This is a genomic window from Rhizobium sp. USDA 3886, assembly GCF_056279785.1.
The window spans coordinates 2,378,475-2,402,599 of record NZ_JBWCDC010000001.1 but is presented as its reverse complement, the minus strand read 5'-3'; the positions used below and the strand labels follow the sequence as shown (position 1 = coordinate 2,402,599).

Sequence of the window (24,125 nt, the reverse complement as noted above, 5' to 3'; positions counted from 1 at the left end):
TCCCAGCCTGCCCTGACGAAACGCTCGCACAAGTTTCGCCGTCTATCAAGGAATGAGGCAATAAGCCTGTTTTGTCTTTGACGGATCGGTGCGAGAACAGAATGAATCTGTTAAATCAATTAGTTCAGCTCACTAGGAACTTAGGTTCGCTGGGGCGAACCCGCTTGTTGGCACTCGCTGGTGTTGGCGTTTTTTCCATCGCAATCATTTTGGCTGCAGCCTTTTTCGTCAACAAGCCGGCGCAGGAAACGCTCTATGTCGGCCTTGATACTCCTGACCTCAATCAAATCAGCATGGCTCTTGCGGAAGCCAATATCGGCTTCCAGGTCGGTTCCGACGGTTCGAGCATTACGGTGCCCGCCGGCATGACGGGCAAGGCCCGCCTGCTGCTTGCCGAGCGCGGGCTGCCGAACAGCGCCAACGCAGGCTACGAATTGTTCGACAATGTCGGCTCGCTCGGCCTTACCTCGTTCATGCAGGAAGTCACGCGCGTCCGTGCGCTCGAGGGTGAAATAGGCCGCACCATTCAGTCCATCTCCGGCATCACCGCCGCACGCGTCCATATCGTCATGCCGGAGGTCGGAAACTTCCGTAAGGCGGAGCAGAAGCCGACGGCCTCCGTCATGATCCGGGCGAGTGCTGCGGCGGGCCGAAGTGCAGCCACCTCGATCCGCCACCTCGTCGCCTCGGCCGTGCCGGGGCTTGACGTCGATGACGTGACGATTCTCGATTCCGCCGGCCAGCTGCTGGCCTCCGGCGACGAGGCGAGCAACAGCTCGCTGAACCGCTCGCTAAACATCGTCCAGAACGTCCAGCAGGAAGTCGAATCGAATATCGACAAGGCGCTGGCGCCCTTCCTCGGCATGGACAATTTCCGCTCCAGCGTGACGGCCGATCTCAACACGGACGCGCAGCAGATCCAGGAGACGGTCTACGATCCGGAATCGAAGGTGGAGCGGTCCGTGCGCACCACCAAGGAAGCCTCGCAGTCGCAGCAGAAGCAGTCCGACAACGCGACGACCGTCGAGCAGAACGTTCCGCAGGCCGCACCCGAGCAGGGCGGAAGCAACAATCCGGAATCGCAAGACAAGTCGGACAAGAAGGAAGAGCAGACCAACTACGAGATCAACAGCAAGACCACGGCCACGACCCGTAGCAGCTACAAGATCGAGAAGCTTTCGATTGCCGTTGTCGTCAACAAGGGCCGTGTCGCCCAGATGGTTGGCGAACCTGCCGATCAGGCAAAGATCGACGCCTATCTCGCCGAGATGAACAAGATCGTGACGTCTGCAGCCGGTATCAGTGCCGATCGAGGCGACGTCGTCACGGTCACGGCGATGGATTTCCTCGAGAACCAGCTTCTCGAAGATGCCGCCGGCGGCGTTCGCATCCTCGACATGCTGAGCCGCAACCTGGCCGGCATCATCAACTCGCTTGCCTTCCTGGGCGTCGCCTTCGTGGTAGTCTGGATGGGCGTGCGGCCTCTGGTGCGCAGCATCAGCGGTGGCGGCGTGGGCGCAATCGGCGACACGTCTGCCGAAAGCGTAGGCCTGGAACTGCCGGATTTCGCACCGGCCGGAGGAACGGCTGCCGGCGGCGCGCTCATGGACGGCTTCGGCTCGGACTTCGGCTTCGACAGCACGGAGGATCTGCTCAGCCTGGGCGACGACGACGGAAACTTCAACCGCCGCGTCAAGGAAGGCCCGGAACGGAAGCTCGCGCGAATGGTCGAGATCAACGAGGAGCGCGCCGCGAAAATCCTCAGGAAATGGGCCGTGGACAACGCCGCTTAAACGAAAGGCCGGGAGACCGGCCTTTTTTAATGCCCACCGTCAGCGTGGTCACGGATTTGTTATCAGCAGCTACCCGAGCGGGACATATTTTGCACAAGATTGAAAAGGTGCTTGATTGTTGCCGGATCAGGCGAGAGCGAACGGTTCGCTTCTATAAATCAGAAGAAATCGCTTGGCAGGAAGATTGTTTAAGGTCGAAAGTTTTATTTCATAAATACATAGTCATATGTGACGTGCAGTACCGGCGGATTTGTTCGTGATATTCAAATTAGAATTAGCTGCATTTAAAGTATGTATGAATTGCGTCAAAGAATTGCTCATATGGATGACTCGCCTATAGCGAGTGTTGTGTTGCGAGACTGAGAGGATCACCATAGGTTCAAGACTATCTAATCAAGCGATGTCTGGGCGCGAATCACGCGCACGGAAAGCGGCAAGAGTAAATCCCAAGAACTCGGATATGGTAGTTTCTAACGTCTGACTTACCCTTGGGTGATTCGTTTAGTCATTGCCGCAGGCCGCGTAGGTCCTGCCCAACAATGCCTTGCAGAGACGGGCACTCAGCCGCGCGGGACGCTGCCTATGGATATGCACACACTGCTTAAGGGCGAAAATCAGGCCGCGAATTTCGTCGGTCTCCAGGCTATCAGCCTTTGCTCCCGCGAGGAGCTCATTGGGCAACTTAGCGAAATTGCCGACAGCGGCAGGTTGCAGGCGGCACTTCGCACGCTGACGGATTACGTTGGGGCGTCGCATTACCTGCTGGCGCGCTCCGATCTCATTCAGGAAGCCGGCCTCGATTTTATCGTGTCCTCGGACTGGCCGTTCGACCTCGTGAAGGATCTGGCGGCGGCATTGACCAACAGCTATGCGCGCACGACCGAGCTGGAAAAATGCATGCAGCTCTTCCAGCCGCATTTTGCACTCCTTCCCGACAATGCCCATGTGCCGGATGGCGCCAGCCGCCAGTATTGTTCCTTGACGTTCAATGTCGGTCGCTCGCGGCTCTCGTTGATGTTTCTCTTCGATGACGGGTTTATCCTGTCGCCGGAACGGCTGAGGGACGTCGGGCTTCTGGCAGGCTATCTCGCGAGCTCCCTCCAGTGCGCCGGCACCCGGGTGGACCGCGATTTCGAGCTGACGGAGCGGGAGCTCGAATGTCTCTTCTGGATCGCCGAAGGCAAAACCAGCGATGAGATCGCGATGATCCTAGGCATCTCCCGCAATACGATCAACAACTACATTACGAGCGTCATGCGAAAGACAGCGACTAAGACTCGCTCCGAGGCGATAGCGTTTGCGGTGAGAAATAATCTCGTCTGAGGGGAATTTATGGGGCATTCGTCAAGCAGGGCGATGGGTAGTACGGAACACATCCGCAGCATACGTGTGAACAGGGGAAGCAGCCGCTCCGATCTCTTCCCGCGGCTGGTCGCGATGCAGAAGCTGGCGGACGCCCAGAATTTCGCGGTCTACCGGATGAGCGGCTCGGGCCTGCCTGCGAAGCAGCGTCTGGTCTGCGAATTGGAAAACTGGGGGCTTTCGGCTGCGGTGGCCTCCAGCAAGGCACTTGTGGATGCCTATGGCGATGCGCTGCTGGACCACATCGAAAAATCCCTTTTGCCCTTGTCCTGGGCCGGCGGCCATGATCGCGCCGCGCCCGGCTCGACCGATTTCGCGCCGTTCATGACGCGCCTGAAGGACGGCATTCTGCCATTTTCAGGCCTCGCTTTTCCTGTGCGGCTCGGTACTGCAGGAAACGGATTCGTCATCTTCATGGGCGATTATCTCGATCCCGGCAGCGACTTGATCGTGGAGCTTCATGGCCGCAGCTGCCAGATCATGATGGATCTGCTCTCGATGGATGAGCGCCGCGTAGCGGCGGCGGAAACACTGAGCGAGCGCGAGATTGCCTGCCTGCAGCTTGCGGGCGACGGGCGTATCAGCGAAGAGATTGCCGACAAGCTCGGACTTTCAGTTCATACCGTGAATGCTTACCTCGGCTCGGCGACGATCAAGCTGGATTCGGTCAACCGCATCCAGGCGATTGCCAAGGCGATCCGCCTCGGCTACATCAGCTGACGAGCCAATTGCCAAACCCGGCGCGGATAAACCGGCCGGGTCCTTCCAAGCCTGAAACTGAAGTATCGATCAGCCCGCAAGCGCCTGAAGCGGCCGGGTATTGTACCGGCTTTCACGCAGGCTGCGTTCGAGGAAGGCCGTGTTCACGTCCGGATCGGCAGACGGATCCTGGAAGGCGATATGGTTGATCTCGATGCCGGCATGCTGCTCCGCCATGGTGAGCTGCGCATAGACCGTCACGCCGCGTGGCTTGATCTCGAGATCGAGGACGACCTCGGGCTTGCCGCCCCATTCCAGCGTATAACTGCCCCCAAGGCCGAAATTGACGGTGCCGGGATGAAAGAACAGCTCTGCAGCCGACGCAACCAGATCGGCGATGCTGCCGTAATACTCGAAGCGCAGCAGCGAAATGAGATCCGAAGCATCGAGAAGCCGAAGCTCGGTCGCAACCGGGCTGATGGCTTCGGCAAGAATTCTTTCACGCTGAGAAGAGTAGGGGCATTTCTTCATTCGGCTTATCTTACCCGTTTGTTCCTGGCGTCGGCAGCATAAACCCGGTGAATGAGCTCTGCCACGGCCTTGTAGAATACTGACGGGATGACACTATCGATCGAGACTTGCGCAAACATGGAGCGGGCAAGGGGCGGATCCTCGAAAACAGGAATCCCGTTCTTTTCGGCTATCTCTCTGATTTTCAACGCAATAAGGTCCTGGCCCTTGGCGAGAACCACCGGCGCATCGTTTTCCTCGCGCACATAACGCAGCGCCACGGCATAGTGTGTCGGGTTGGCGATGACGAGCGTGGCGCGTTCGACATTGGCAATCATGCGGCGGCGGGCACGGTCCCGCATCAGCGAGCGCTGGCGGCCCTTCACGAACGGGTCGCCCTGCGCCTGCTTGTTTTCTTCCTTCACTTCATGCCGCGTCATCTTGAGTTCGGTGAACCAGTGATGTCGCGACCAGAAGAAGTCCGCGATCGCAACGACGGCCGTTGCGAAAAGTACGACCAGCACGATCTTGCGCATGATCGTCATCGTCCGCTCGAAGAAGGTTTGTGGGTCGGAGAACATCGCATCGATCGCGTTGAAATATTCGCTCTTCAGCACGAAGAACATGATCACTCCGACGATCAGGATCTTGAAGAGCGATTTACCGAATTCGATCAAGCCGGGCACGCTGAAGATGCGCGAAAAGCCCTTGGCCGGCGAAAGGCGCGACAGCTGCGGACGGATGCGTTCGAGAACTGGAGTAGGAAGATTTTGGCTTATGGAGGCTACGACGCCGAAGATCATGAACAGCAGCATGGCCGGGGTGAGAAGCACGGCGCTCACCCAGCCGAGATGCACGAAGAGTGACATCGCGTCCGGTCCGGTCTCGATCTTCCACTGGTCCGGCTGTTCGAAGATGTCACGAAGCGATTCGCTGACGCGGCTGATGCCATCGGGCAGATAGAAGGTCAGATAGATAAAGGTCGCAAGAACGGTGGCGAAGATCGGCACTTCGCGTGAGAAGGGCGTATTACCTTTCTCGGCCGCGTCGGCCTGCTTTTTCGCCGTCGGGGCTTCTGTTTTGCTGTCCTTGTCTTCATCAGCCAAGTTCGCGGCCCTCCATCAATGGAAAGGGCCGCAGCAAGGCGCGGCCCGTTCCGAAAAGCGTAGTCTTGCGGTACATCGTGATCAACGCCGGGAACGGTTTCTCGCCGGGTTGTCAACAGAAGCAGAAGCTTAGGCGGCTGCCGGCGCTCCGCTCTCCGCCTCCTTGAGCTGGATCTGGCCGGAGTTTGCCAGGCGAATCGCTTCCTGGGCGACGGCACGCCGGGCAATGGCGATCTCGCGCGGATTGATGCCGGCAGTGCCGCTCTGCAGGTCCGATTCGATCATGCGGCGTTGGCGCGGGCTGATCGAGGAGAGAACTGCCTCGCGGATTTCGGCCGACGCGCCGCGCAAAGCCATGGTGAGAACGTCGGCGGAGATATCGTTGAGCAGCATGACGCGGCTGCGTTGCGGCATGTAGAGAATGTCGTCGAAGAGGAAGATCTTCGGGCGAACCTTGTTGACGGATTCGCGGCTGATCGACTCCAGCGAGGTGAGCAACGTGTCGACCTGCGGCTTGTCCATCTCGTTCATGAGTTCGGCAACCTTGTTCGATCCGATCGAGTTCTTCTCGGCTTCGGCTTCGGCCAGCAGCGTCATCACCTGTTTTTCGATGATTTGAGCGGCTTTGGGGCTGACGGATTTCAGGTTGACGGTGCGGTTCATGATGTCCGCGCGGCGGCTGTCCGGAAGCTGCATCAGCACCTTGGCGCCGAAGGAAGACGGCATCATCGAAAGAATATAGGCAACGGTCTGCGGATGTTCGCGCAGCAGGAACTTGCCGATGAAGGCCGGATCCCCCTCGCCGAGACGGTCCCAGATGGAGGTTTCGTATGCTTGGAATGCTGTGCGGCGGCCGAGAAGGCTGTCTACCTCGTCCGGCGTCAGGCCCTCTTCGAGAATGCTCTCGATGGCCTTGGCATTGTCCATCAGGCCGGCGCCTTCGGTGAAGAGATCTTCGAATTCGGCCACCAGGCCAAGCAGCTCGTCCGGCGGAATGGCTCGCAGAGCCTGAGCGGAAGATATGATCGTCTGCAACTCGGCCTGGGTGAAATATTTCAACAGCCGGCCTGCGACTCCCTTCCCCATAGCGAGGAGTACAGCCGCTGCTTTTTCAGCCTGGGTCAACGGTTTCCCGGCAAGTGCGCCGCCGAAATCGTCAAAGTCCATCATGGTCTAACCTCTCCGCCCCTAACCGGGGTCAGGCTTTTTTGGTGCTCAAAACTTCTATCAGTTTAACCCCAAAGCGGGTGTCGTCATTCTCCAGGACGGTGATTTCGCCACGTGCGATCTTGCGGCCGTTCACCATGATCTCAACCGGCTCGCCGATCTTCTTGTCGAGGGCAATGGTGGCACCTTCGTTGAGATTCATCAGGCCGGAAACCTGCATGCGGCTGCTGCCGAGCATGATCTGGACGTCGATCGGAATGTCCATGATCAGTTCGAAGTTCGAAGAAAGCGCGCTGCCAAGCGGCGCCGGTTCGACGCTCGCCGCGGAGAAACCGGTATCGCCGAAATCCGAAGAGCCGCCAAAGTCGCCGTTGCCGAAGGGTGTCTCGGCTGTGCTGTCACTGCCGAAATCGCCGAAAGCCGACAGATCGGTACCGGTTCCGGCGCCGAAAACATCGGCTTCTTCGCCCAACTCTGGAACTCCGCCGTCCGTATCCTGCTTCAGAACCCCGCGGAGATCATCGATCGCCTGATCGAGGTCAGCTTCGTTGCCTGGAAGCTCCAGTGACAGATCGTCGTTCTGCTGTGTTTTCTTCGTAGCCATGAAATCACTATTCCAGTTGAAACTTGCCTCAAACTGCCGTTGCAGCGAAAGGGACGGGAACCGATTAATTCATTAAATGACGGATGAGCTCGTCATCGGAGCTGATCGTATCTTTGACCCGGACGGTGTAATTTTCGCCGGAACGCCCGAACTCGCACACATACAATTCCTTGCTGTTGGCACTGACCTCAACGCGGACGTCGCCGGTGTCGCGGAAGGGGATAACGTCGCCCGGTGCGAGCTTCGAGATCGTGCGCAGCGTCAGGTCCTGAAGGCGGATTTTCGCGTCGAGCGTCACATGCGACCGGTGGACCTGTTCGCTGAGCTGTTCGGTCCATGCCTCAGACTTGGCGGACTGGGTCTTCGCCTTCGGCGCCGAAATCTGCGTCTTCAGCAGCGGCGCCTGGGGCACGATCACCGAGAATTCGGATGTGATGTCCGAAAGCGTGATCGTCATGTTGATCGCCGAGGCGAATTCGTCCGGCGTGTCTTTGGAGGGCCGGGCACGCGAATCCAGCGCGTGCGGGGGCTCAAGGCTGGGCTCGAAACCGCCCGGTGGATTGACTGCGGAGCGGAAGACATTGGCGATCTTCTCGAAAACCATGACCGCAAGTTCAAGTTCGATTACCGAGAGCAACCTGTCGGCCGGCTGTTCGATCGTATCGGACGCAGCGCCAAGCAGGTTTTCCATCAGTGTGATAACGAAGCTGTTGCCGCAGGCAAAGGTGATATTCTGCGACCAGTTGCGCAGCGTCGCGTCGACAAGGGTCACATTGGTGCCGAGGTCGGCGATCAGGTCGTTCTTGTAGCCGGAACTGCAGCCAAGATAGGCGACGGCAATGTCCAGCCCGGTTTCGCTCTTGAAAATATCCGGCAGGAATTCGCCATAGACCTCCGACAGTGAAACGCAGAGCTTTTCTATGGTCGCTCGGTCGCCGAGGCGCCCGGTCAGCTTCGCAAGAAGGACCGGGTCCATCGCCGGCCTTTGAGGGGAAAGGTTGCTCATGGTCACTTAGGCCGCCTTGTTCTCGCCACCCGGGTTCATCATTTCCTGTTCGACCGCGTCGATCGATGGACGCTCGTATGCCGAGATCGTCTTGCGGCCGTATTCGAGAGCCACCTGCGGAACGGAGCCGTTCATGTAGGCAAGCAGGGTCTGCTTCACGATCACGTAGAGGCGATGCTGCTTTGTGCGCACGACCTTGATCTGCGAAACCAGCGGCGCGCAGACCGAATAAGACAGAATGATGCCGAGGAACGTGCCGACGAGGGCCGAACCGATGAGGTGGCCGAGGACTTCCGGCGAATCGTTGATATGCGCCATGGCCTTGATGACGCCGAGGACGGCCGCGACGATGCCGATCGCCGGGAAGGAGTCGCCCATAATCGAGATGGCGTGGTAGGGCTTCATCTTGTCGTGCAGGATCGTGTTGATCTCTTCGTCCATCAGTGCCTCAATCTCATGCGAGCGGGCATTGCCGATGATGATCAGACGGACGTAGTCGCAGATGAATGCCGTCAGTTCCTTGTTCTTCAGGATCGTCGGAGCTGACAGGAAGATCGAAGATTCCGCCGGATTGTCGATATGTGCTTCGATCTCATTGCGCGATTTGGTGCGCAGGTCGCGCATCAGCGAATAGAGAACGCCGAGCGTATCCAGATAGTTGCGCTCCTTCGGAACGGAGTGCTTGAACGCCTCGGCGAGCGCCTTGCCTGAATCCTTCACGACCTTCATGGGATTCGCCATGATAAAGCCGCCAAGACCGGCGCCGGCGATGATGACGAACTCGAAAGGCTGAAACAGAGCCTCGATCTCTCCCCCCATCGCCATGAAGCTGCCGATAATACAGCCGACCGTGATCACTAATCCGATAATGATATTCATCGTCAGTCCAAACCTGAACGTTGTTTTCAACCCAAGGGATAGGGTTGCTGGCTTGCGTGAGGCTGATGGTTAGGCGCTTGCGGCTTGCATTTTGCATGCCAGTTTCGCGCAAGGATTTGCCGTCAGATTGAGGGTGACGAGTGGGCCGATTCGCCCGTTTCTGAGATGCCGCCTCAGCGAAAACCGTGGTCGAACAAGCGACAGGAACCCCGGTTTTCGTTCCGTTCATCGCCAATGCCAGGAGCTTATTCAGATGCAATCCGGTCTTTATGTTTCCTTGTCATCCCAGATGGCACTCGAAAAGCGCCTGACGACGATCGCGGACAACATGGCGAACGTGAACACGACCGGATTTCGCGGGACGGAAGTCAAGTTCAATCAGTTGCTTAGCGACACGGACAACAAGCTAAACGCGAAGGTTGCCTTCGTCTCGCAGGGCAACGACTATCTCTCCGGAGACAGCGGCGAACTGCAGCACACCGGCAACATGCTGGATTTTGCGATCAAGGGCGATGCCTGGTTCGCTCTGGATACGCCGGCGGGCCAGGTTCTGACCAAGGATGGCCGCTTCACCATGAAGGACACAGGCGAACTTGTGTCGATCCGCGGATACCCGGTCCTTGACGCCGGCGGTGCCCCGATCCAGCTGAACACGGCGGGCGGCGAACCCAGGGTCGGCAATGACGGCATGATCTATCAAGGCGGCCGGCAGGTCGCGTCGCTCGGTCTCTTTGAAGCCGATATCGACAAGGGCTACCTCCGCTATGAGAACAGCGGCGTCATGACCACGGAAACACCGCGGGCCGTGACCGACCGGTTCAATATCGGCGTCGAGCAGGGTTATCTCGAAAACTCCAACGTCAACGCCATGCGCGAAATCACCCAGCTGATAGAAGTCAACCGCGCGTTCGAAAGCATCGCCTCGCTGACGACCGACAGTGAAAACTCCTTCAACGAGGCGATCAAGACGCTAGGCGGCAGCCGCTAAGCGGAAGGTTTGACGGATGAGTAAGACAACGCTGACCGAAGACGAGCTTTCGCCGAAGCTGGGGCACCTGGCCGGCCTCGTCAGCCGCTATGCTAAGCCGGAATTTGCGGTCGCGCATGGTGGCCATGTGCAGACCATTGCCGCTGGCCACTATACGGTGAGCGGCCTTTCCCGGCAGGTCCGTCTCGGCGAGTTTGTCGCCCACAAGTCGGCGACTGGCATCCACCTCGGTGAGGTCGTCCGCGTGGAACCGGAACTGGCCTATGTCTGCCCGATCGAGCCGGGCGAACCGATCGGCATCCACGATACGGTCATCCGCAAAGGCGCCTTTCGCATATCGCCGGCCGAAAGCTGGTGCGGCCGCACGATCAATTCGCTCTGCGAACCGATCGATGGCCTTGGCCCGATCGTCGATGGCCTCGATCGCCGTTCAATCTCCAATACCGCGCCGCCTTCGATGACCCGCAAACGTGTCGAGAAGGGCTTCCGGACAGGCGTCCGCGCCATCGACATTTTTTCTCCGCTTTGCCACGGCCAGCGCCTCGGCATCTTCGCAGGCTCGGGCGTCGGCAAATCGACGCTTCTCTCGATGCTTGCAATGGCCGATACCTTCGACAAGGTAGTGATTGCGCTCGTCGGCGAACGCGGCCGCGAGGTGCGCGAATTCATCGAGGATACGCTCGGCGAGAACATGAAGAAATCGATCGCCGTGGTCGCGACCAGCGACGAAAGCCCGATGCTGCGCAAGATGGCGCCGTTGACTGCGGTCACGATCGCCGAACATTTCCGCGACCAGGGCGACAACGTACTGCTGATCGTTGATAGCGTCACGCGCTTTGCCCATGCGATCCGCGAGGTAGCGACCGCATCCGGCGAGCCGCCGGTCGCCCGCGGTTACCCTGCATCCGTTTTCACCGAGCTGCCGCGGCTGCTAGAGCGCGCCGGTCCCGGCCCGGAAGGCACGGGAACGATCACCGCGATCATCTCGATCCTCGTCGATGGCGACAATCACAACGACCCGATCGCCGACTCGACGCGCGGCATTCTCGATGGCCATATCGTCCTGCAGCGAAGCCTTGCGGAAGAAGGCCGTTACCCGCCGATCGACCCCTTGGCGTCCATTTCGCGCCTTGCCCGCAAGGCCTGGACGCCGGATCAGGAAAAGCTCGTCTCGCGCCTGAAGGCGCTGATCCATCGCTTCGAGGAAACGCGCGACCTGCGTCTCATCGGCGGCTACCGGCCGGGCGCTGATCCGGATTTGGACATGGCGGTCAAGCAGGTACCAATTATTTACGATGTTTTGAAACAGTCTCCGGGAGATCGCGCGTCGGTCGATGCCTTTGCTGACCTGGCGGCTGCTCTCAAGACCGCTGCCGGAATTCCGAACCAGCCGGCAACGATCCCGACGAGACCCAGAGGTTAGCTTTGACGAAATTCGAAGACGATGATGAGCGCATCGCTCCCTTGAAGCCACGGGAAAAGCGGCAAGCGCTGATGCTCGACCGCGTGTTGACTGTGGTAGGGCTCACGCTTGCAGGTGCTGCTGCGTTTTTTCCTTGGTACGTCTTCTTCAACGAGGACAAGTTCGGCATTGACGTCGCGCAGAGCGATCGGAGCCGTGACCTGCCGGACTGGCCGGCGCGCAATGTTTTCAGTGTCTCGCCGCTTGCCATGGTCAACAAGAACGAGGTCGAGAACAAGCCAGAGCTTCCCTTTGACCCGCTGACGACCGCGACGGTTTCGAATGTCGGCAAGGAGAGCGACAGGGGTGCCATGGTGCCCGAAGACCAGCCGTTCCCTGCCGTTTCCGGCTTCAAGCTCCTGCACGTTGCGAACGGCCGCGCCTTGATCGAGGATTCTTCGGGCATGTATGTCGTGCGCGTCGGATCGATCCTCCCGGACGAAAGCCGCCTCGCCACGCTAGAAGAGCGCGACGGCAAATGGGTGATCGTGACTTCCAGGGGCCAAGTCTACCAGAACAATTGATCGCTGCAGCGATCCTGCTGGAGGCTCCGCGCGAAGGCGACGGGCCTCTTTCCTTTTTGGTACGGCCAATAAAACTGGCCGCAGCGAAGCCTGAATTCTCCGTAAGTCTGACGCAAGATTACCGCCGTAGGGTCCTCTCAGTAAAAACGGAGAGTTCCCATGCAACCGATTCAACTTTTCGACTTGGCCTCGCGGCAGGCGGAATGGCTGACGATCCGTCAGGAGGTTGTGGCCGGCAACATTGCGAATGCTAACACGCCGAAATTTCGTGCCAAGGACGTGACGCCCTTCGAGGCCGTTCTCGACAAGGCCGATATCACGATGGCCCGCACCAACCCGGCGCATTTCAGCGGCAACGATTTCAGCACCAGCGGCGACATCGACGTCAAGGAAGCGGCCCTCGACCAGGAGATCGGCGTTCAGGAATCCGGCAACACCGTCGGTCTGGCCGAGGAACTGTCCAAGAGTGGCGAAATCAAGCGTCAGTATGAGCTGAATACCTCGCTGGTCGGCTCCTTTCATCGAATGATGTTGATGACCGTAAGGAAGTAATGCCGTGGATCCTTTGACAGCAGCCATGAAGATCGCAGGTTCCGGACTCGAAGCGCAGTCGACGCGTTTGCGCATCGTCTCGGAAAACATCGCAAACGCCCGCTCGACCGGTGATACGCCCGGCGCCGATCCCTATCGCCGCAAGACGATCACGTTCGGCGAAGAAGTTGATCGCGCAGGCGGCGTGACGACGGTGGGCGTCAAGAAGCTCGGCGTCGACGAGGCCGATTTCACCACCGAATACGATCCGAGCAACCCCGCCGCCGACGAGCGCGGCGTCGTCAAGCTCCCGAACGTCAACATGCTGGTCGAGATGGCGGACATGCGCGAAGCCAACCGTTCCTATGACGCCAACCTGCAGACCATCAAGCAGACCCGCGACCTGATCTCCTCCACGATCGATCTTCTGAAGAGCCAATAATGATCAATAACGTACAGAACGTCAGTTCTCTCTCTCTCACGCGCGGCATCGGCAGCGTTGCGACCGAGAATTCCTCCACGGCTTCTTCGGCAGCCGAGAGCGCCAAGAACGACCAGAGCTTCGCCGCCATTCTCGGCAACATGGCAACCCAGGCCGTTGACACCATGAAGGGCGCCGAAAGCATGTCCTTCGCCGGCATCAAGGGCACGGCGACGACCCGCGAAGTGGTCGATTCCATGCTGCAGGCCGAACAGACGCTTCAAACCGCAATAGCAATCCGTGACAAGGTCGTGTCGGCCTTTCTCGAAGTCACCAAGATGCAGATGTAACTGGATTTAAGGACGAACCGATGAGAGCGCTCGCCATTGCGGCAACCGGCATGGATGCCCAGCAGACCAACCTCGAAGTGATCGCGAACAACATCGCGAACATCAATACGACGGGCTTCAAGCGCGCACGCGCCGAGTTCACCGACCTTCTCTACCAGACCGAACGCGCCAAGGGCGTGGCAAATCGCGCCAATCAGGCGATCGTTCCGGAAGGCGCCAATATCGGTCTCGGCGTGCAAACATCGGCGATCCGCAACCTGCACATCCAGGGTGAACTCAGCCAGACCGGCAACGACCTCGACGTCGCGCTGATCGGCGAGGGTTTCTTCCAGATCGAGGCTCCAGACGGCACGACGCTCTACACGCGTGCCGGCGCCTTCAACAAGAACGATCAGGGCCAGCTCGTCACCGTCGATGGTTACGAAGTCGTGCCCGGCATCACCATTCCGACCGGCTCGACCGAACTGACGATCAGCCGCTCCGGTGAAGTCACCGCCAAGCTCCCGGGCCAGACGGATCCGACAACGCTCGGCCAGCTGACGCTTGCGAGTTTCGTGAACGAGGCCGGCCTTCAGCCGCTCGGCGACAACCTCTTCCAGCAGACGCCCGCCTCCGGCGACCCGGTCGTCGGCACACCGGACGAAGAGGGCTTTGCATACATGAAGCAGGGCTACTTGGAATCCTCGAACGTCGATCCGGTGAAGGAAATTACCGAACTGATATCGGCCCAGCGGGCCTATGAGATGAATTCCAAGGTCATCACCACTGCCGACGAAATGGCCTCCATCGTCAGCAAGAACCTGAAGTAAAAGAGGAAAGGGCCGAACATGATGTTTCGCCGGGCGAGAAATATCGTCGCTTTGACGGCATTGGCCGCGGTTGCTGCTGCAGGCATTTTCATCCCCGGCGCGGCAAGTGCCGGCACGGGCTATGCGGTCGTGCCGACGGCTATCATCTATCCCGGGGAAACGATCAGCGGCGGCCAGCTTCAGGAAGTCGAAGTGACCAACCCGAACCTTGCGGGCGGCTACGCGAAATCCATCGAGGAAGTTCGCGGCATGATCTCGAAGCGCACGCTGCTGCCCGGCCGGACCATCTCCATCTCGGCGTTGCGTGAGCCCTACACGGTGACGCGCGGTTCGCAGATCCGCCTCGTCTTCAACATCGGCAACATGACCATCTCCGCAGCGGGCTCTCCGCTAGAGGATGGCTCGACAGGTCAGGTCATCCGCGCTCGTAACATGGATTCGGGCGTCATCGTCAGCGGCACAGTGCTTGCCAACGGCACCATACACGTGGCGGCAAAATGAAGATTGTCTCTCGCATTCTCACCGCGCTCGCGGCCCTTTCCATGTGCATGGCGCATGTGACGCCGGCGTTTGCGCTGACTTCGCGCATCAAGGACATCGCCTCACTGCAGGCCGGACGCGACAACCAGCTCATCGGCTACGGTCTCATCGTCGGTCTCCAGGGAACGGGCGACGGCTTCCGCGCCTCGCCGTTCACGGAACAGTCGATGCGCGCCATGCTGCAGAACCTCGGCATTTCGACGCAAGGCGGCGAGTCCAACGCGAAGAATACGGCAGCTGTCATGGTCACGGCAAACCTTCCGCCTTTCGCCAGCCCCGGCAGCCGCATCGACGTCAGCGTCAGTTCGCTGGGCGATGCGACTTCGCTGCGCGGCGGCACGCTCATCATGACATCGCTATCGGGCGCCGACGGCCAGATTTACGCGGTCGCGCAAGGCTCCGTCGTCGTGTCCGGCTTTCAGGCGCAGGGCCAGGCGGCAACCCTGACTGAGGGCGTCACGACCGCCGGCCGCGTTCCGGGCGGTGCAATTATCGAGCGCGAGCTTCCCTCGCACTTCAAGGATTCTGTCAATCTGGTGCTGCAGCTTCGCAATCCGGACTTCTCGACGGCCGTGCGCATTGCCGATGTGGTGAACGGCTATGCCGCTGCCCGCTTCGGCGGTCCGCTCGCCGAGGCGAGGGACGCGCAGGAAGTCGTCGTCCAGAAGCCGCGCGTGGCGGACCTGACGCGATTGATGGCCGATATCGAAAACCTCGTCGTCGAGACCGATACGCCGGCGAAGGTCGTGGTCAACGAACGCACGGGCACGATCGTCATCGGAGCGGATGTCCGCATCTCGCCGGTTGCGGTGAGCTACGGAACGCTAACTGTGCAGGTCACCGAGCTGCCGCAGATCATCCAGCCGGAACCCTTCTCGCGCGGCGTCACTGCCGTTCAGCCGCAGACCGATATCGCCGCACAGCAGAACGGCGGGCGCGTCGCGATCCTCGACGGTCCCGACCTCAGGACTCTGGTTGCAGGTCTCAACAACATTGGCGTCAAACCGGATGGTATCATCGCGATCTTGCAGGGCATTAAGTCCGCTGGCGCCCTGCAGGCGGAGCTCGTACTGCAATGATCGGCTCGAAGTTCAACATGAATATCTCTGATCTGCTGCGGCGGTTCTCGCTACCGTTTGCCGCAGTCGTTCTTCTCTCCATCCCCAGCGCTTTCGCCCAGGAAGCGGCAAGGCCAGCCGGAGACCTGACGTCGGAAGAGGAAATCAGGCAATTCTGCACCAACATCGCCGATCCGGCGCGCGACCAGCGCTATTTGCTGCAGAAGCAGGAACTCGAGAAGCTGCGCGCCGATATCGACTCCCGCATGGCGGAGATGGACAAGCGCAAGGCCGAATATCAGGACTGGCTGAAGCGCCGCAACGACTTCATCAAGCAGGCCGAGGCGGGTCTCACCGATATCTACAAGAACATGAAGCCGGATGCGGCGGCGCTGCAGCTTCAGGAAGTCAAGATCGAGGTCGCAGCGGCGGTGATCATGCGGCTCGGCTCGCGTCAATCGAGCGTGATCCTGAACGAGATGGACCCGCTGAAAGCGGCAGTCATCGCCAATATCATCGCCAGTGCGTCCGATCCCAATACGTCGAAGGATCCTTCATGAACAAGCGTTTCCCGGCTGCCATTGCCGTCGTTGCCCTTCTTGCAGGGTGCCAGTCGCCGCAGGCTGTGAGGGAGATCGGCCGGGCACCCGCCATGAGTCCGATCGGCAGCGGCCTTGCCTATGGCCAGACACCCCAGATGGCACTTTATCCGAAGCAGCCGCGCCAAGTAGCGCAAGGCTATTCGCTGTGGAGCGATTCCCAGGCGGCCCTCTTCAAGGATGCGCGCGCGCTCAACGTCGGCGATATCCTGACGGTCAATATCCAAATCAACGACAAGGCGACGTTCGACAACGAAACCAATCGCAGCCGCCAGAATTCGAGCGGCCTCAATTGGGACGTAGACGCAAACATCTTGGGCTGGAATCCGAATTCCCAGACGGACATAACCTATGGCTCGGACACCAGCACCGATGGCAAGGGCAAGATCGAACGCTCGGAAAAGCTGACGCTCCTCGTCGCCGCCGTGGTCACAGGCATCCTCGAAAACGGCAACCTCGTCATCAGCGGCTCGCAGGAAGTCCGCGTGAACCAGGAAATCCGCATCCTCAACGTCGCCGGTATCGTGCGCCCGCAGGACGTCGATTCCGACAATCAGATCTCTTACGAGAAGATCGCCGAAGCGCGCATCTCCTACGGCGGCCGCGGCCGTCTGATGGAAGTGCAGCAGCCGCCGCGCGGCCAGCAGGCCATCGATCTCTTCTCGCCGCTCTAGGGCCGGACGACCATGGCAGACGCAGAAGAAACCGAAGGCAAGCCGAAAACGAAATCCGCCATGCTGATCATGGCGGCAGGCTTGCTCGCGCTCACCGTTCTTGGTGCCGGCGGCGGCTGGTTCGTCGGCACCATGATTGCGCCGAACGTCAAGAGCGCCGAGCAGGCCGAGGCGGCGGCAGAAACGGTTTCGGCGGGCGGCGAAGAGAAGCCGGAAGGCGAGGGCGGGCTGCCGCACATCTCCACCGAGGCGAACAACGTCGTTCAGCTCGAGCCGATCACGTCGAACCTCGCCTATCCCTCGGAAAACTGGATCCGCCTCGAAGTGGCGCTGCTCTTCAACGGCCCGCCGGATGTGAAGGTGGCCGAGGATATTCACCAGGATATCCTGGCTTACATCCGCACCGTTTCCCTTCAGCAGATCGAAGGGCCGCGCGGCTTTCAATATCTCAAGGATGACATACAGGAACGTGTTGACCTGCGCTCGCAAGGACGCGTATCGAAGGTCATGTTCAGGACCTTTGTCATCGAATGATTCGATTCATAATTTTCTTCGCTGCCATGACGGCGGCGCCGGAATTGGCGGTTGCCCAGCAGCTGCCGACGGATCTTTTGAACATACCTGTCGATGGCTCCGTCGCCGCCTGGATCATCCGCACCTTCGGCCTTCTGACCGTCCTTTCGATCGCTCCCGGCATCCTGATCATGGTGACGAGCTTCCCGCGCTTCGTCATCGCCTTTTCAATCCTGCGCACGGGCATGGGGCTTTCGTCGACACCTTCCAACATGATCCTGCTTTCGCTGGCGCTGTTCATGACCTTCTACGTCATGTCGCCGACCTTCGATCAGGCCTGGCAGAACGGCGTGCAGCCGCTGCTTGCCAACCAGATCCAGGAACAGGAAGCCGTGCAGCGCATCGCCGAGCCCTTCCGCACCTTCATGGCTGCCAACACGCGCGACAAGGACCTGGCGCTCTTCGTCGACCTCGCGCGCGAGCGCGGCCAGACCGTCCAGACCGGTGCCCAGATCGACTACCGCGTTCTCATTCCGGCTTTCATGATTTCGGAGATCCGGCGCGGGTTTGAGATCGGCTTCCTGATCGTTCTGCCGTTTCTCGTCATCGACCTGATCGTTGCGACGATCACCATGGCGATGGGCATGATGATGCTGCCGCCGACCTCAATCTCGCTGCCGTTCAAGATCCTGTTCTTCGTGCTGATCGATGGCTGGAACCTCTTGGTCGGCAGTCTGGTGCGATCCTTCAGCTGATCTTCGCTAACGAAAATTCCGATCGGCCGGCATGGCCGCGATGAAAAACCGCCGGGCGTGCACCCGGCGGTTTCCTTATGCGGCCGTTATTCCGCCGAGTAAAACGGCTCTGCACGCGGCGGCAAAGCCGGCACGTCGATGTGATCGGGATCAAGGCCGTTCCTGGCACGCTCAGCCATCATCTCGTAGGCCGTTTCCAGGTGATCGCAGAAGCGTTCGGCGTCGAAAAGCGGCATTATCGGGCCGTTGGCTTTCAGGCGCGCCTTGTACTCGGCGATCTTTTCAGGATTTTGCGCCAGCTCGACGGCCATGTCTTCATAAGTCTTCAGGTCCTCGGCCACCAGTTCGGGCAGGCCGATCGCCTGCAGCAGGCTCTCGCTGACGCGCGACGCGAAGTTCGTGCCCTTGACTGTCAGGACAGGCAGACCGCCCCAGAGCTGCTCCGACGTGGTCGTGTGGCCGTTGACCGGGAATGTGTCGATGCCGATATCGGCCGCCCGCTGGCGCGTAATATGTTCTTCGTAGGTGACGCGCGGGCAGAAGATGATGCGCTTCGGCGATATGCCGGCCTCCTGGAACCTCTTCGAGAGATTTGCATGGTTCCGCGCCCCGTTTGACATGATCCAAAGGACGCTGTTCGGGGCGCGCTTCAGGATATTGCACCAGATGTCGATCGTCTGGGCGATGATTTTCCGGTTGCCGTTGAACGAAGCAAAGATGAAGGCATCTTCCGGCAGGCCGAGATCGGCCCGCGTGACCGGCTTGGGTTTCGGACGGTTCGTCGGGTCATTCGGCTGGTAGCTTTCCGGCATCCGGCAGAACTTCTCGTGGTAATACGGCTTTGCGGCATCCGGAAGGACGAAGCGGTCGCCGATGACGTAGTCGAGATCGATGTTGAGCGTGCTGCCCGGAAAACCGAGCCAGGCGACGTGAACAGGCGCCAGCGGCAGATTGAAAGACGACGCCCGGCTGCCAGCGGTGTGGCCCTTCAGGTCCACCATGATATCGATGTTGTGCTCGCGAACGATGGCAGCGATTGCTTCATTGGAAAGGCCGTACACATCGACGACCTTTCCCCAACGGCTGCGGTCGGTCGTGTTCTTCGTGAGATGCTCCGGCTCGGTGTGGCAGAACAGGGTGACTTCGAAGCGACCCGTGTCGTGCAGTTCGAGGATGCGCTGCAGGAGCTTCATCGTCGCGTGGTGATCCCAGAAGTCCGAGGACATGTAGCCGACGCGGATCTTGTCGGACCAAGCATGCGGCATCTTGCGTCGCATGGCGACGCGTTCCGGATTGAGGGGCGTCGTACCGATCGTGGCAAGCCGGTTCAGCCTCTCGTCGCCATTCCAGTGAAGATGGTAGAACGGGTTGTCCTTGCGAAGCACGTCGAGATCGCCTTTGGCGATGCGCTCGATGATCGGGCCGCTATGCTTCTCGGTTTCGTCGAAATCGTTGAACTCGCGCAAGAAGACTAGATAGAGAAAGCGGAAAGCGATATTGCCGGGGTACCGCTTGAAAAGATTGCGCGCGAGCATCTGGTTGGTCTGGTCATGCAGATCGTCAGTCAGAAGCAGGGCGGCGAGCCTGGAGTGGTCCGGATTGGCGCTTTCCGACAGCACTCTCTTGAACGGCTTCACGATGTCGCGCTGCTGGCGGTTCAGGTAAATCGAGGTCAGGATATAGGCGAGTTCAGCGTCATCCTGCGCCTTCGAAAGATTGCGCATGCCGATCAGCAATGCGTCGTCTTCGTTCCCGCTCTCGAAATGCAGACGTGCAGCCTGCTTCTGGTATTCGTAGGCATTCGGGCTGTCGTATTGAGCAGCGAGCGCATAGGATCTTGCCGCATCCGCCTTGAAGCCCAACTGTAGAAGGTTCTTCGCAAGCAGCGCGTAGGTCTTGGCGTCCTGTTGCCTGTCGATGAGCTGGTTCAGTGTCACAAGCGATTGGGTGTAGCGGCCCATCTGGTAGTCTTTGGAGGCTGCCGAAAACGAAACTTTGCTGTTCAAAACCAACTCCATGCGGAAATGTCCGTTTGAATGTCGCCATTCAGGGTCGCGCGGGGGCCACGGCGCCGCAAAGGCGCAATTATCCCAACCCTGGTAATCGCATAATGCCGGGCGAAGCTTGCTTGAAACAGGTGGCCAGCAAATGCGCTCTATGAAATGTTTTTAGCCTGAGATTACAGATATTTACCGCGCATTAACTACGCCTGCTGCCCGCGTTCGGGCACTGCTTCGTTTTTAAGAAGTTGGCAAGCATTGCCTGCGAGATTGCTCCCCGACATGACGGGTTTGGGCCAAGAATACAGGGCACCGAGGGGCATGAAGCTGGTCCGTCATCGCCGGTAAGCAGTCCGGTAATGTCCTCCTTTTTGTATCTAGTTTTCTAGGGGACAGACTTATGACAAGTATTAATACGAACAACTCTGCCATGGCAGCTCTCCAGACGCTGCGTAACGTCAACAAGGGCCTGAACCAGACTCAGAACCACGTTTCGACGGGTCTGCGCGTTGGCGCGGCTTCCGACAACGCTGCTTACTGGTCGATCGCAACGACCATGCGTTCCGACAACAAGGCGCTTTCGGCCGTTTCGGACGCTCTCGGTATGGGTGCTGCCAAGGTTGACACCGCCTATACTGCGATGGACAGCGCCATCGACGTTGTTTCCGAAATCAAGGCCAAGTTGGTTGCCGCGACCGAAAACGGCGTCGACAAGGCCAAGGTCCAGGAAGAAATCGGCCAGCTGCAGGCGCAGTTGATGAGCATCGCTCAGTCGGCTTCCTTCAATGGCGAAAACTGGGTTGCCGGCGCAGACAACACCACGAAGAGCGTTGTTTCGTCCTTCGTTCGCGATGGTTCGAATGGCGTGTCCGTCAAGACCACCGACTATATCCTGGACAACGCCTCGCTGGGCAACGTCCTGTTCGGCATGAGCGGCGGTACGATCGAAACCTCCACCGGTATCCTCGGTACCTCGAGCGGTGCAACCGGTTCCGTCTACTCGATGGACATCACCAACTTCACGTTGGGCCAGATCTCGACGGCTCTGTCCAACGTCGAATCCGCACTGAAGGCGATGACTTCGGCTGGTGCCGAGCTCGGCTCGCTCTCCACCCGTATTGAGCTGCAGGACGATTTCGTATCGGCTCTGAGCGACTCGATCGACTCCGGTATCGGCCGTCTTGTCGATGCCGACATGGAAGAAGAATCTTCCAAGCTCAGCGCCCTGCAGACGCAGCAGCAGCTGGCGATCCAGTCTCTCTCGATCGCCAACTCCTCTTCGCAGAACATCCTGTCGCTCTTCCGCTAAGAGCGGTCGAACCGACAAGTACGGGTTTCTCGGCCGGGTTACTCCCGGCCGAGAAATGTTTTAAGAACAGGTTAACCAAACTGCATTTAACATTCAGATTTCATTAACTAAATTTCCTATTTGACTTCAGCATTCCTTAACCATCTTGCTGTTTTCTAGGCCCATCGAAACGGCGAGTTAACCTTAATAGAAATGGTTAACAGGCATGATGCTGATCGCGGTGGGCCGGCTAAAAATTCCGGAATGTCCCTTCCTTGTTTTTCCTGCCAAAGGGGCAAATAGACATGACGAGTATCGTTACCAACAATGCTGCAATGGCAGCTCTCCAGACTCTCCGTGGCATTAACCAGGGTCTCAGCGAAACCCAGAACCACGTTTCGTCTGGCCTGCGCGTCGGCAAGGCTGCTGACAACGCCGCTTACTGGTCGATCGCAACGACCATGCGTTCCGACAACAAGGCGCTTTCGGCCGTTTCCGATGCTCTCGGCCTCGGTGCTGCCAAGGTCGACACTGCCTATGCCGCGATGGACAGCGCCATCGACGTCGTTTCCGAAATCAAGGCCAAGCTGGTTGCCGCGACCGAAAACGGCGTCGACAAGGCCAAGGTCCAGGAAGAAATCGATCAGCTTCAGGAACAGCTGATGAGCATTGCTCAGTCGGCTTCCTTCTCCGGTGAAAACTGGGTTGCCGGCGCAAATAACACCACGAAGAGCGTTGTTTCGACCTTCGTTCGCGATGGCTCGAACGGTGTTTCGGTCAAGATGACCGATTACAAGCTCGACAACACCTCGCTGGGCAACGTCCTGTTCGGTATGAGCGGTGGCACGATCGAAACCTCCACCGGCATCCTCGGTACTTCGACGGGCGCAACCGGTTCCGTCTACTCGATGGACATCACCAACTTCACGCTGGGCCAGCTTTCGACGGCTCTGTCCAACGTCGAATCCGCACTGAAGGCGATGACTTCGGCTGGCGCAGAGCTCGGCTCGATCTCCACCCGCATTGAACTACAGGACGATTTCGTATCGGCTCTGAGCGACTCGATCGACTCCGGTATCGGCCGTCTCGTCGATGCCGACATGGAAGAAGAATCTTCCAAGCTCAGCGCCCTGCAAACGCAGCAGCAGCTGGCGATCCAGTCTCTCTCGATCGCCAACTCCTCTTCGCAGAACATCCTGTCGCTCTTCCGCGGCTAATAGGTCGACGAAAAATCGCCTGCCGGCGCTGCCGGCGGGCCGCAATCAGGAAGCCGCGCTCCGTCGAAGCGCGGCTTTTTCTGTTGGCGTTAACCATTTGTTAACCATTTTGGCATCTTCTGCGCTCAACGAGACGGCGGGTTAACCAATATTGATTTTCGGTTAACAGGCATGAAAGCTGACCGCCGCTCCCGGTAGTCCGGAATGTCCCTTCCTGAATGTGTGCCAACAAGGGGCAATCATTTTATGACCAGCATTTTGACCAACGTCGCGGCAATGGCCGCTCTCCAGACGCTGCGCGGCATCAACGACAGCCTGGAAGAAACTCAAAATCATGTTTCATCTGGTTATCGCGTAGAAAAGGCAGCCGATAATGCTGCCTATTGGTCGATCGCAACAACCATGCGCTCCGACAACAAGGCGCTTTCGGCTGTCTCCGACGCTCTCGGGCTTGGTGCCGCCAAGGTCGATACCGCCTATTCCGCCATGGACAGCGCCGTCGACGTTGTGACCGAAATCAAGGCCAAGCTGGTTGCTGCGACCGAAAAGGGTGTCGACAGAACCAAAATCCAGGAAGAGATCAAGCAGCTGCAGGCGCAGCTCCTCAGCATTGCGCAATCCGCATCCTTCTCCGGCGAAAACTGGGTCGCAGGCAGCGAGACCAAAAGCGTTGTCTCCTCTTTCGTCCGCGATGGCAACGGAAACACATCCGTTACCACCACCGATTATAAGCTCGACTCCTCATCGACCGGCAACGTTCTGTTCGGGATGAGCGGCGGCGCGATCGAAACCTCGACCGGTATCATCGGTTCCTCGAACGGCACCATCGGTTCCATCTACTCGATGGACATTACATCCTTCGGAACGGATGGAATTTCCTTGGCGCTCACGGCGGTTGAACTCGGCCTTGAGGCGATGACAAGAGCAGCCTCCCAGCTTGGCTCGATTTCGACGCGCATCCAGCTGCAGGAAGGCTTCGTCTCGGCTCTGAGCGATTCGATCGATTCAGGCGTCGGCCGTCTCGTTGATGCGAACATGGAAGAAGAGTCCAGCAAGCTAACGGCGCTGCAGACACAGCAGCAGCTTGCGATCCAGTCGCTGTCGATTGCGAATTCCAGCGCGCAGAATATTTTGTCGCTCTTCCAAAATTAAGCTTCCGATTGAAGCTACAACCATTCATGCGGCGATCCACAGCCGCATCGACAGACAGCAAATCGCGCCGCTTTGGCGCGATTTCGGTTTTGGAAATCAAGAGCTTGCGTCAAGCTTG

Annotated in this window: 26 protein-coding genes; 19 read left to right on the top strand and 7 right to left on the bottom strand. The window is 59.0% G+C overall.

Annotated features, from left to right (window positions below; translation table 11 throughout):
* Positions 1-101 precede the first annotated feature (101 nt).
* The 3 genes from fliF (at position 102) to visR (ending at position 3,875) form a co-directional block, all read left to right on the top strand.
* Complete coding sequence (gene fliF / locus ACZ9BX_RS12345; protein ID WP_476218194.1) at positions 102-1,793, top strand: flagellar basal-body MS-ring/collar protein FliF; 1,692 nt, start codon at positions 102-104, stop codon at positions 1,791-1,793.
* Between the two features lie 582 nt (positions 1,794-2,375).
* Positions 2,376-3,116: a transcriptional regulator VisN gene (visN, locus tag ACZ9BX_RS12340; RefSeq protein WP_476218192.1), complete on the top strand. Its 741-nt coding sequence runs from the start codon at positions 2,376-2,378 to the stop codon at positions 3,114-3,116.
* A 9-nt stretch (positions 3,117-3,125) separates the two neighbouring features.
* Complete coding sequence (gene visR / locus ACZ9BX_RS12335; protein WP_476218190.1) at positions 3,126-3,875, top strand: transcriptional regulator VisR; 750 nt, start codon at positions 3,126-3,128, stop codon at positions 3,873-3,875.
* A 69-nt stretch (positions 3,876-3,944) separates the two neighbouring features.
* Here the strand turns inward: visR and ACZ9BX_RS12330 are convergent, their stop codons facing one another.
* The 6 genes from ACZ9BX_RS12330 to motA form a co-directional block, all read right to left on the bottom strand.
* Positions 3,945-4,385, bottom strand: a complete 441-nt coding sequence (locus tag ACZ9BX_RS12330; RefSeq protein ID WP_027509864.1) for a hypothetical protein — start codon at positions 4,383-4,385, stop codon at positions 3,945-3,947.
* A gap of 5 nt (positions 4,386-4,390) precedes the next feature.
* A complete protein-coding gene (gene flhB, locus ACZ9BX_RS12325) occupies positions 4,391-5,470 on the bottom strand; it encodes a flagellar biosynthesis protein FlhB (RefSeq protein WP_132559179.1) in 1,080 nt (359 codons plus the stop codon).
* A gap of 129 nt (positions 5,471-5,599) precedes the next feature.
* Complete coding sequence (fliG, locus tag ACZ9BX_RS12320) at positions 5,600-6,640, bottom strand: flagellar motor switch protein FliG (protein ID WP_476218188.1); 1,041 nt, start codon at positions 6,638-6,640, stop codon at positions 5,600-5,602.
* 28 nt (positions 6,641-6,668) lie between these two features.
* Positions 6,669-7,241 (bottom strand): flagellar motor switch protein FliN, encoded by a 573-nt coding sequence (gene fliN, locus ACZ9BX_RS12315; RefSeq protein ID WP_476218186.1) that lies wholly within the window; start codon positions 7,239-7,241, stop codon positions 6,669-6,671.
* 64 nt (positions 7,242-7,305) lie between these two features.
* Positions 7,306-8,253, bottom strand: coding sequence for a FliM/FliN family flagellar motor switch protein (locus tag ACZ9BX_RS12310; protein ID WP_476218184.1), 948 nt, complete (start codon positions 8,251-8,253; stop codon positions 7,306-7,308).
* Positions 8,254-9,126 (bottom strand): flagellar motor stator protein MotA, encoded by an 873-nt coding sequence (gene motA / locus ACZ9BX_RS12305; RefSeq protein WP_476218182.1) that lies wholly within the window; start codon positions 9,124-9,126, stop codon positions 8,254-8,256.
* 253 nt (positions 9,127-9,379) lie between these two features.
* On the opposite strand from motA, the gene flgF reads away from it, so the two are divergent.
* The 13 genes from flgF to fliP all read left to right on the top strand — a co-directional run bounded on the left by flgF (position 9,380) and on the right by fliP (position 18,350).
* The gene (flgF, locus tag ACZ9BX_RS12300) at positions 9,380-10,114 is read left to right on the top strand and encodes a flagellar basal-body rod protein FlgF (RefSeq protein ID WP_027509870.1); all 735 of its coding nucleotides are present in this window, start codon (positions 9,380-9,382) and stop codon (positions 10,112-10,114) included.
* Positions 10,115-10,130: 16 nt separating this feature from the next.
* Positions 10,131-11,537: a flagellar protein export ATPase FliI gene (gene fliI, locus ACZ9BX_RS12295; protein ID WP_476218180.1), complete on the top strand. Its 1,407-nt coding sequence runs from the start codon at positions 10,131-10,133 to the stop codon at positions 11,535-11,537.
* A 2-nt stretch (positions 11,538-11,539) separates the two neighbouring features.
* Positions 11,540-12,100 (top strand): flagellar protein, encoded by a 561-nt coding sequence (locus tag ACZ9BX_RS12290; protein ID WP_476218178.1) that lies wholly within the window; start codon positions 11,540-11,542, stop codon positions 12,098-12,100.
* Positions 12,101-12,259: 159 nt separating this feature from the next.
* Positions 12,260-12,652, top strand: coding sequence for a flagellar basal body rod protein FlgB (gene flgB / locus ACZ9BX_RS12285; protein ID WP_476218176.1), 393 nt, complete (start codon positions 12,260-12,262; stop codon positions 12,650-12,652).
* Positions 12,653-12,656: 4 nt separating this feature from the next.
* On the top strand, positions 12,657-13,073 hold the full coding sequence (flgC, locus tag ACZ9BX_RS12280; protein WP_027509874.1) for a flagellar basal body rod protein FlgC: 417 nt from the start codon (positions 12,657-12,659) through the stop codon (positions 13,071-13,073).
* Positions 13,073-13,402 carry a flagellar hook-basal body complex protein FliE gene (fliE, locus tag ACZ9BX_RS12275; protein WP_086997674.1) on the top strand — a complete coding sequence of 110 codons (330 nt, stop codon included), beginning with the start codon at positions 13,073-13,075 and terminating at the stop codon, positions 13,400-13,402. Before flgC ends, fliE begins: the two co-directional genes overlap by 1 nt.
* 20 nt (positions 13,403-13,422) lie before the next feature.
* Positions 13,423-14,211, top strand: a complete 789-nt coding sequence (gene flgG, locus ACZ9BX_RS12270) for a flagellar basal-body rod protein FlgG (protein WP_476218175.1) — start codon at positions 13,423-13,425, stop codon at positions 14,209-14,211.
* A gap of 18 nt (positions 14,212-14,229) precedes the next feature.
* Positions 14,230-14,712 (top strand): flagellar basal body P-ring formation chaperone FlgA, encoded by a 483-nt coding sequence (gene flgA, locus ACZ9BX_RS12265; protein ID WP_027509876.1) that lies wholly within the window; start codon positions 14,230-14,232, stop codon positions 14,710-14,712.
* A complete protein-coding gene (locus ACZ9BX_RS12260) occupies positions 14,709-15,830 on the top strand; it encodes a flagellar basal body P-ring protein FlgI (RefSeq protein WP_027509877.1) in 1,122 nt (373 codons plus the stop codon). Before flgA ends, ACZ9BX_RS12260 begins: the two co-directional genes overlap by 4 nt.
* 17 nt (positions 15,831-15,847) lie before the next feature.
* Complete coding sequence (locus tag ACZ9BX_RS12255) at positions 15,848-16,369, top strand: MotE family protein (protein ID WP_476218172.1); 522 nt, start codon at positions 15,848-15,850, stop codon at positions 16,367-16,369.
* Positions 16,366-17,082 carry a flagellar basal body L-ring protein FlgH gene (gene flgH / locus ACZ9BX_RS12250; protein WP_132559203.1) on the top strand — a complete coding sequence of 239 codons (717 nt, stop codon included), beginning with the start codon at positions 16,366-16,368 and terminating at the stop codon, positions 17,080-17,082. Before ACZ9BX_RS12255 ends, flgH begins: the two co-directional genes overlap by 4 nt.
* Positions 17,083-17,094: 12 nt before the next feature.
* Positions 17,095-17,616: a flagellar basal body-associated FliL family protein gene (locus ACZ9BX_RS12245; protein ID WP_476218170.1), complete on the top strand. Its 522-nt coding sequence runs from the start codon at positions 17,095-17,097 to the stop codon at positions 17,614-17,616.
* On the top strand, positions 17,613-18,350 hold the full coding sequence (fliP, locus tag ACZ9BX_RS12240; protein WP_132559207.1) for a flagellar type III secretion system pore protein FliP: 738 nt from the start codon (positions 17,613-17,615) through the stop codon (positions 18,348-18,350). Before ACZ9BX_RS12245 ends, fliP begins: the two co-directional genes overlap by 4 nt.
* Before the next feature lie 86 nt (positions 18,351-18,436).
* On the opposite strand, the gene ACZ9BX_RS12235 is transcribed toward fliP, so the two are convergent.
* Entirely contained in the window at positions 18,437-20,368 is a 1,932-nt protein-coding gene (locus ACZ9BX_RS12235) for an O-linked N-acetylglucosamine transferase, SPINDLY family protein (RefSeq protein WP_476218167.1), read from the bottom strand.
* 382 nt (positions 20,369-20,750) lie between these two features.
* Between ACZ9BX_RS12235 and ACZ9BX_RS12230 the strand changes: the two genes are divergently transcribed.
* The 3 genes from ACZ9BX_RS12230 (at position 20,751) to ACZ9BX_RS12220 (ending at position 24,007) form a co-directional block, all read left to right on the top strand.
* Positions 20,751-21,659, top strand: coding sequence for a flagellin N-terminal helical domain-containing protein (locus ACZ9BX_RS12230; protein ID WP_027509883.1), 909 nt, complete (start codon positions 20,751-20,753; stop codon positions 21,657-21,659).
* A gap of 284 nt (positions 21,660-21,943) precedes the next feature.
* Positions 21,944-22,855, top strand: a complete 912-nt coding sequence (locus tag ACZ9BX_RS12225; protein WP_476218164.1) for a flagellin N-terminal helical domain-containing protein — start codon at positions 21,944-21,946, stop codon at positions 22,853-22,855.
* Between the two features lie 246 nt (positions 22,856-23,101).
* A complete protein-coding gene (locus ACZ9BX_RS12220; RefSeq protein ID WP_132559211.1) occupies positions 23,102-24,007 on the top strand; it encodes a flagellin N-terminal helical domain-containing protein in 906 nt (301 codons plus the stop codon).
* Positions 24,008-24,125: the final 118 nt, after the last annotated feature.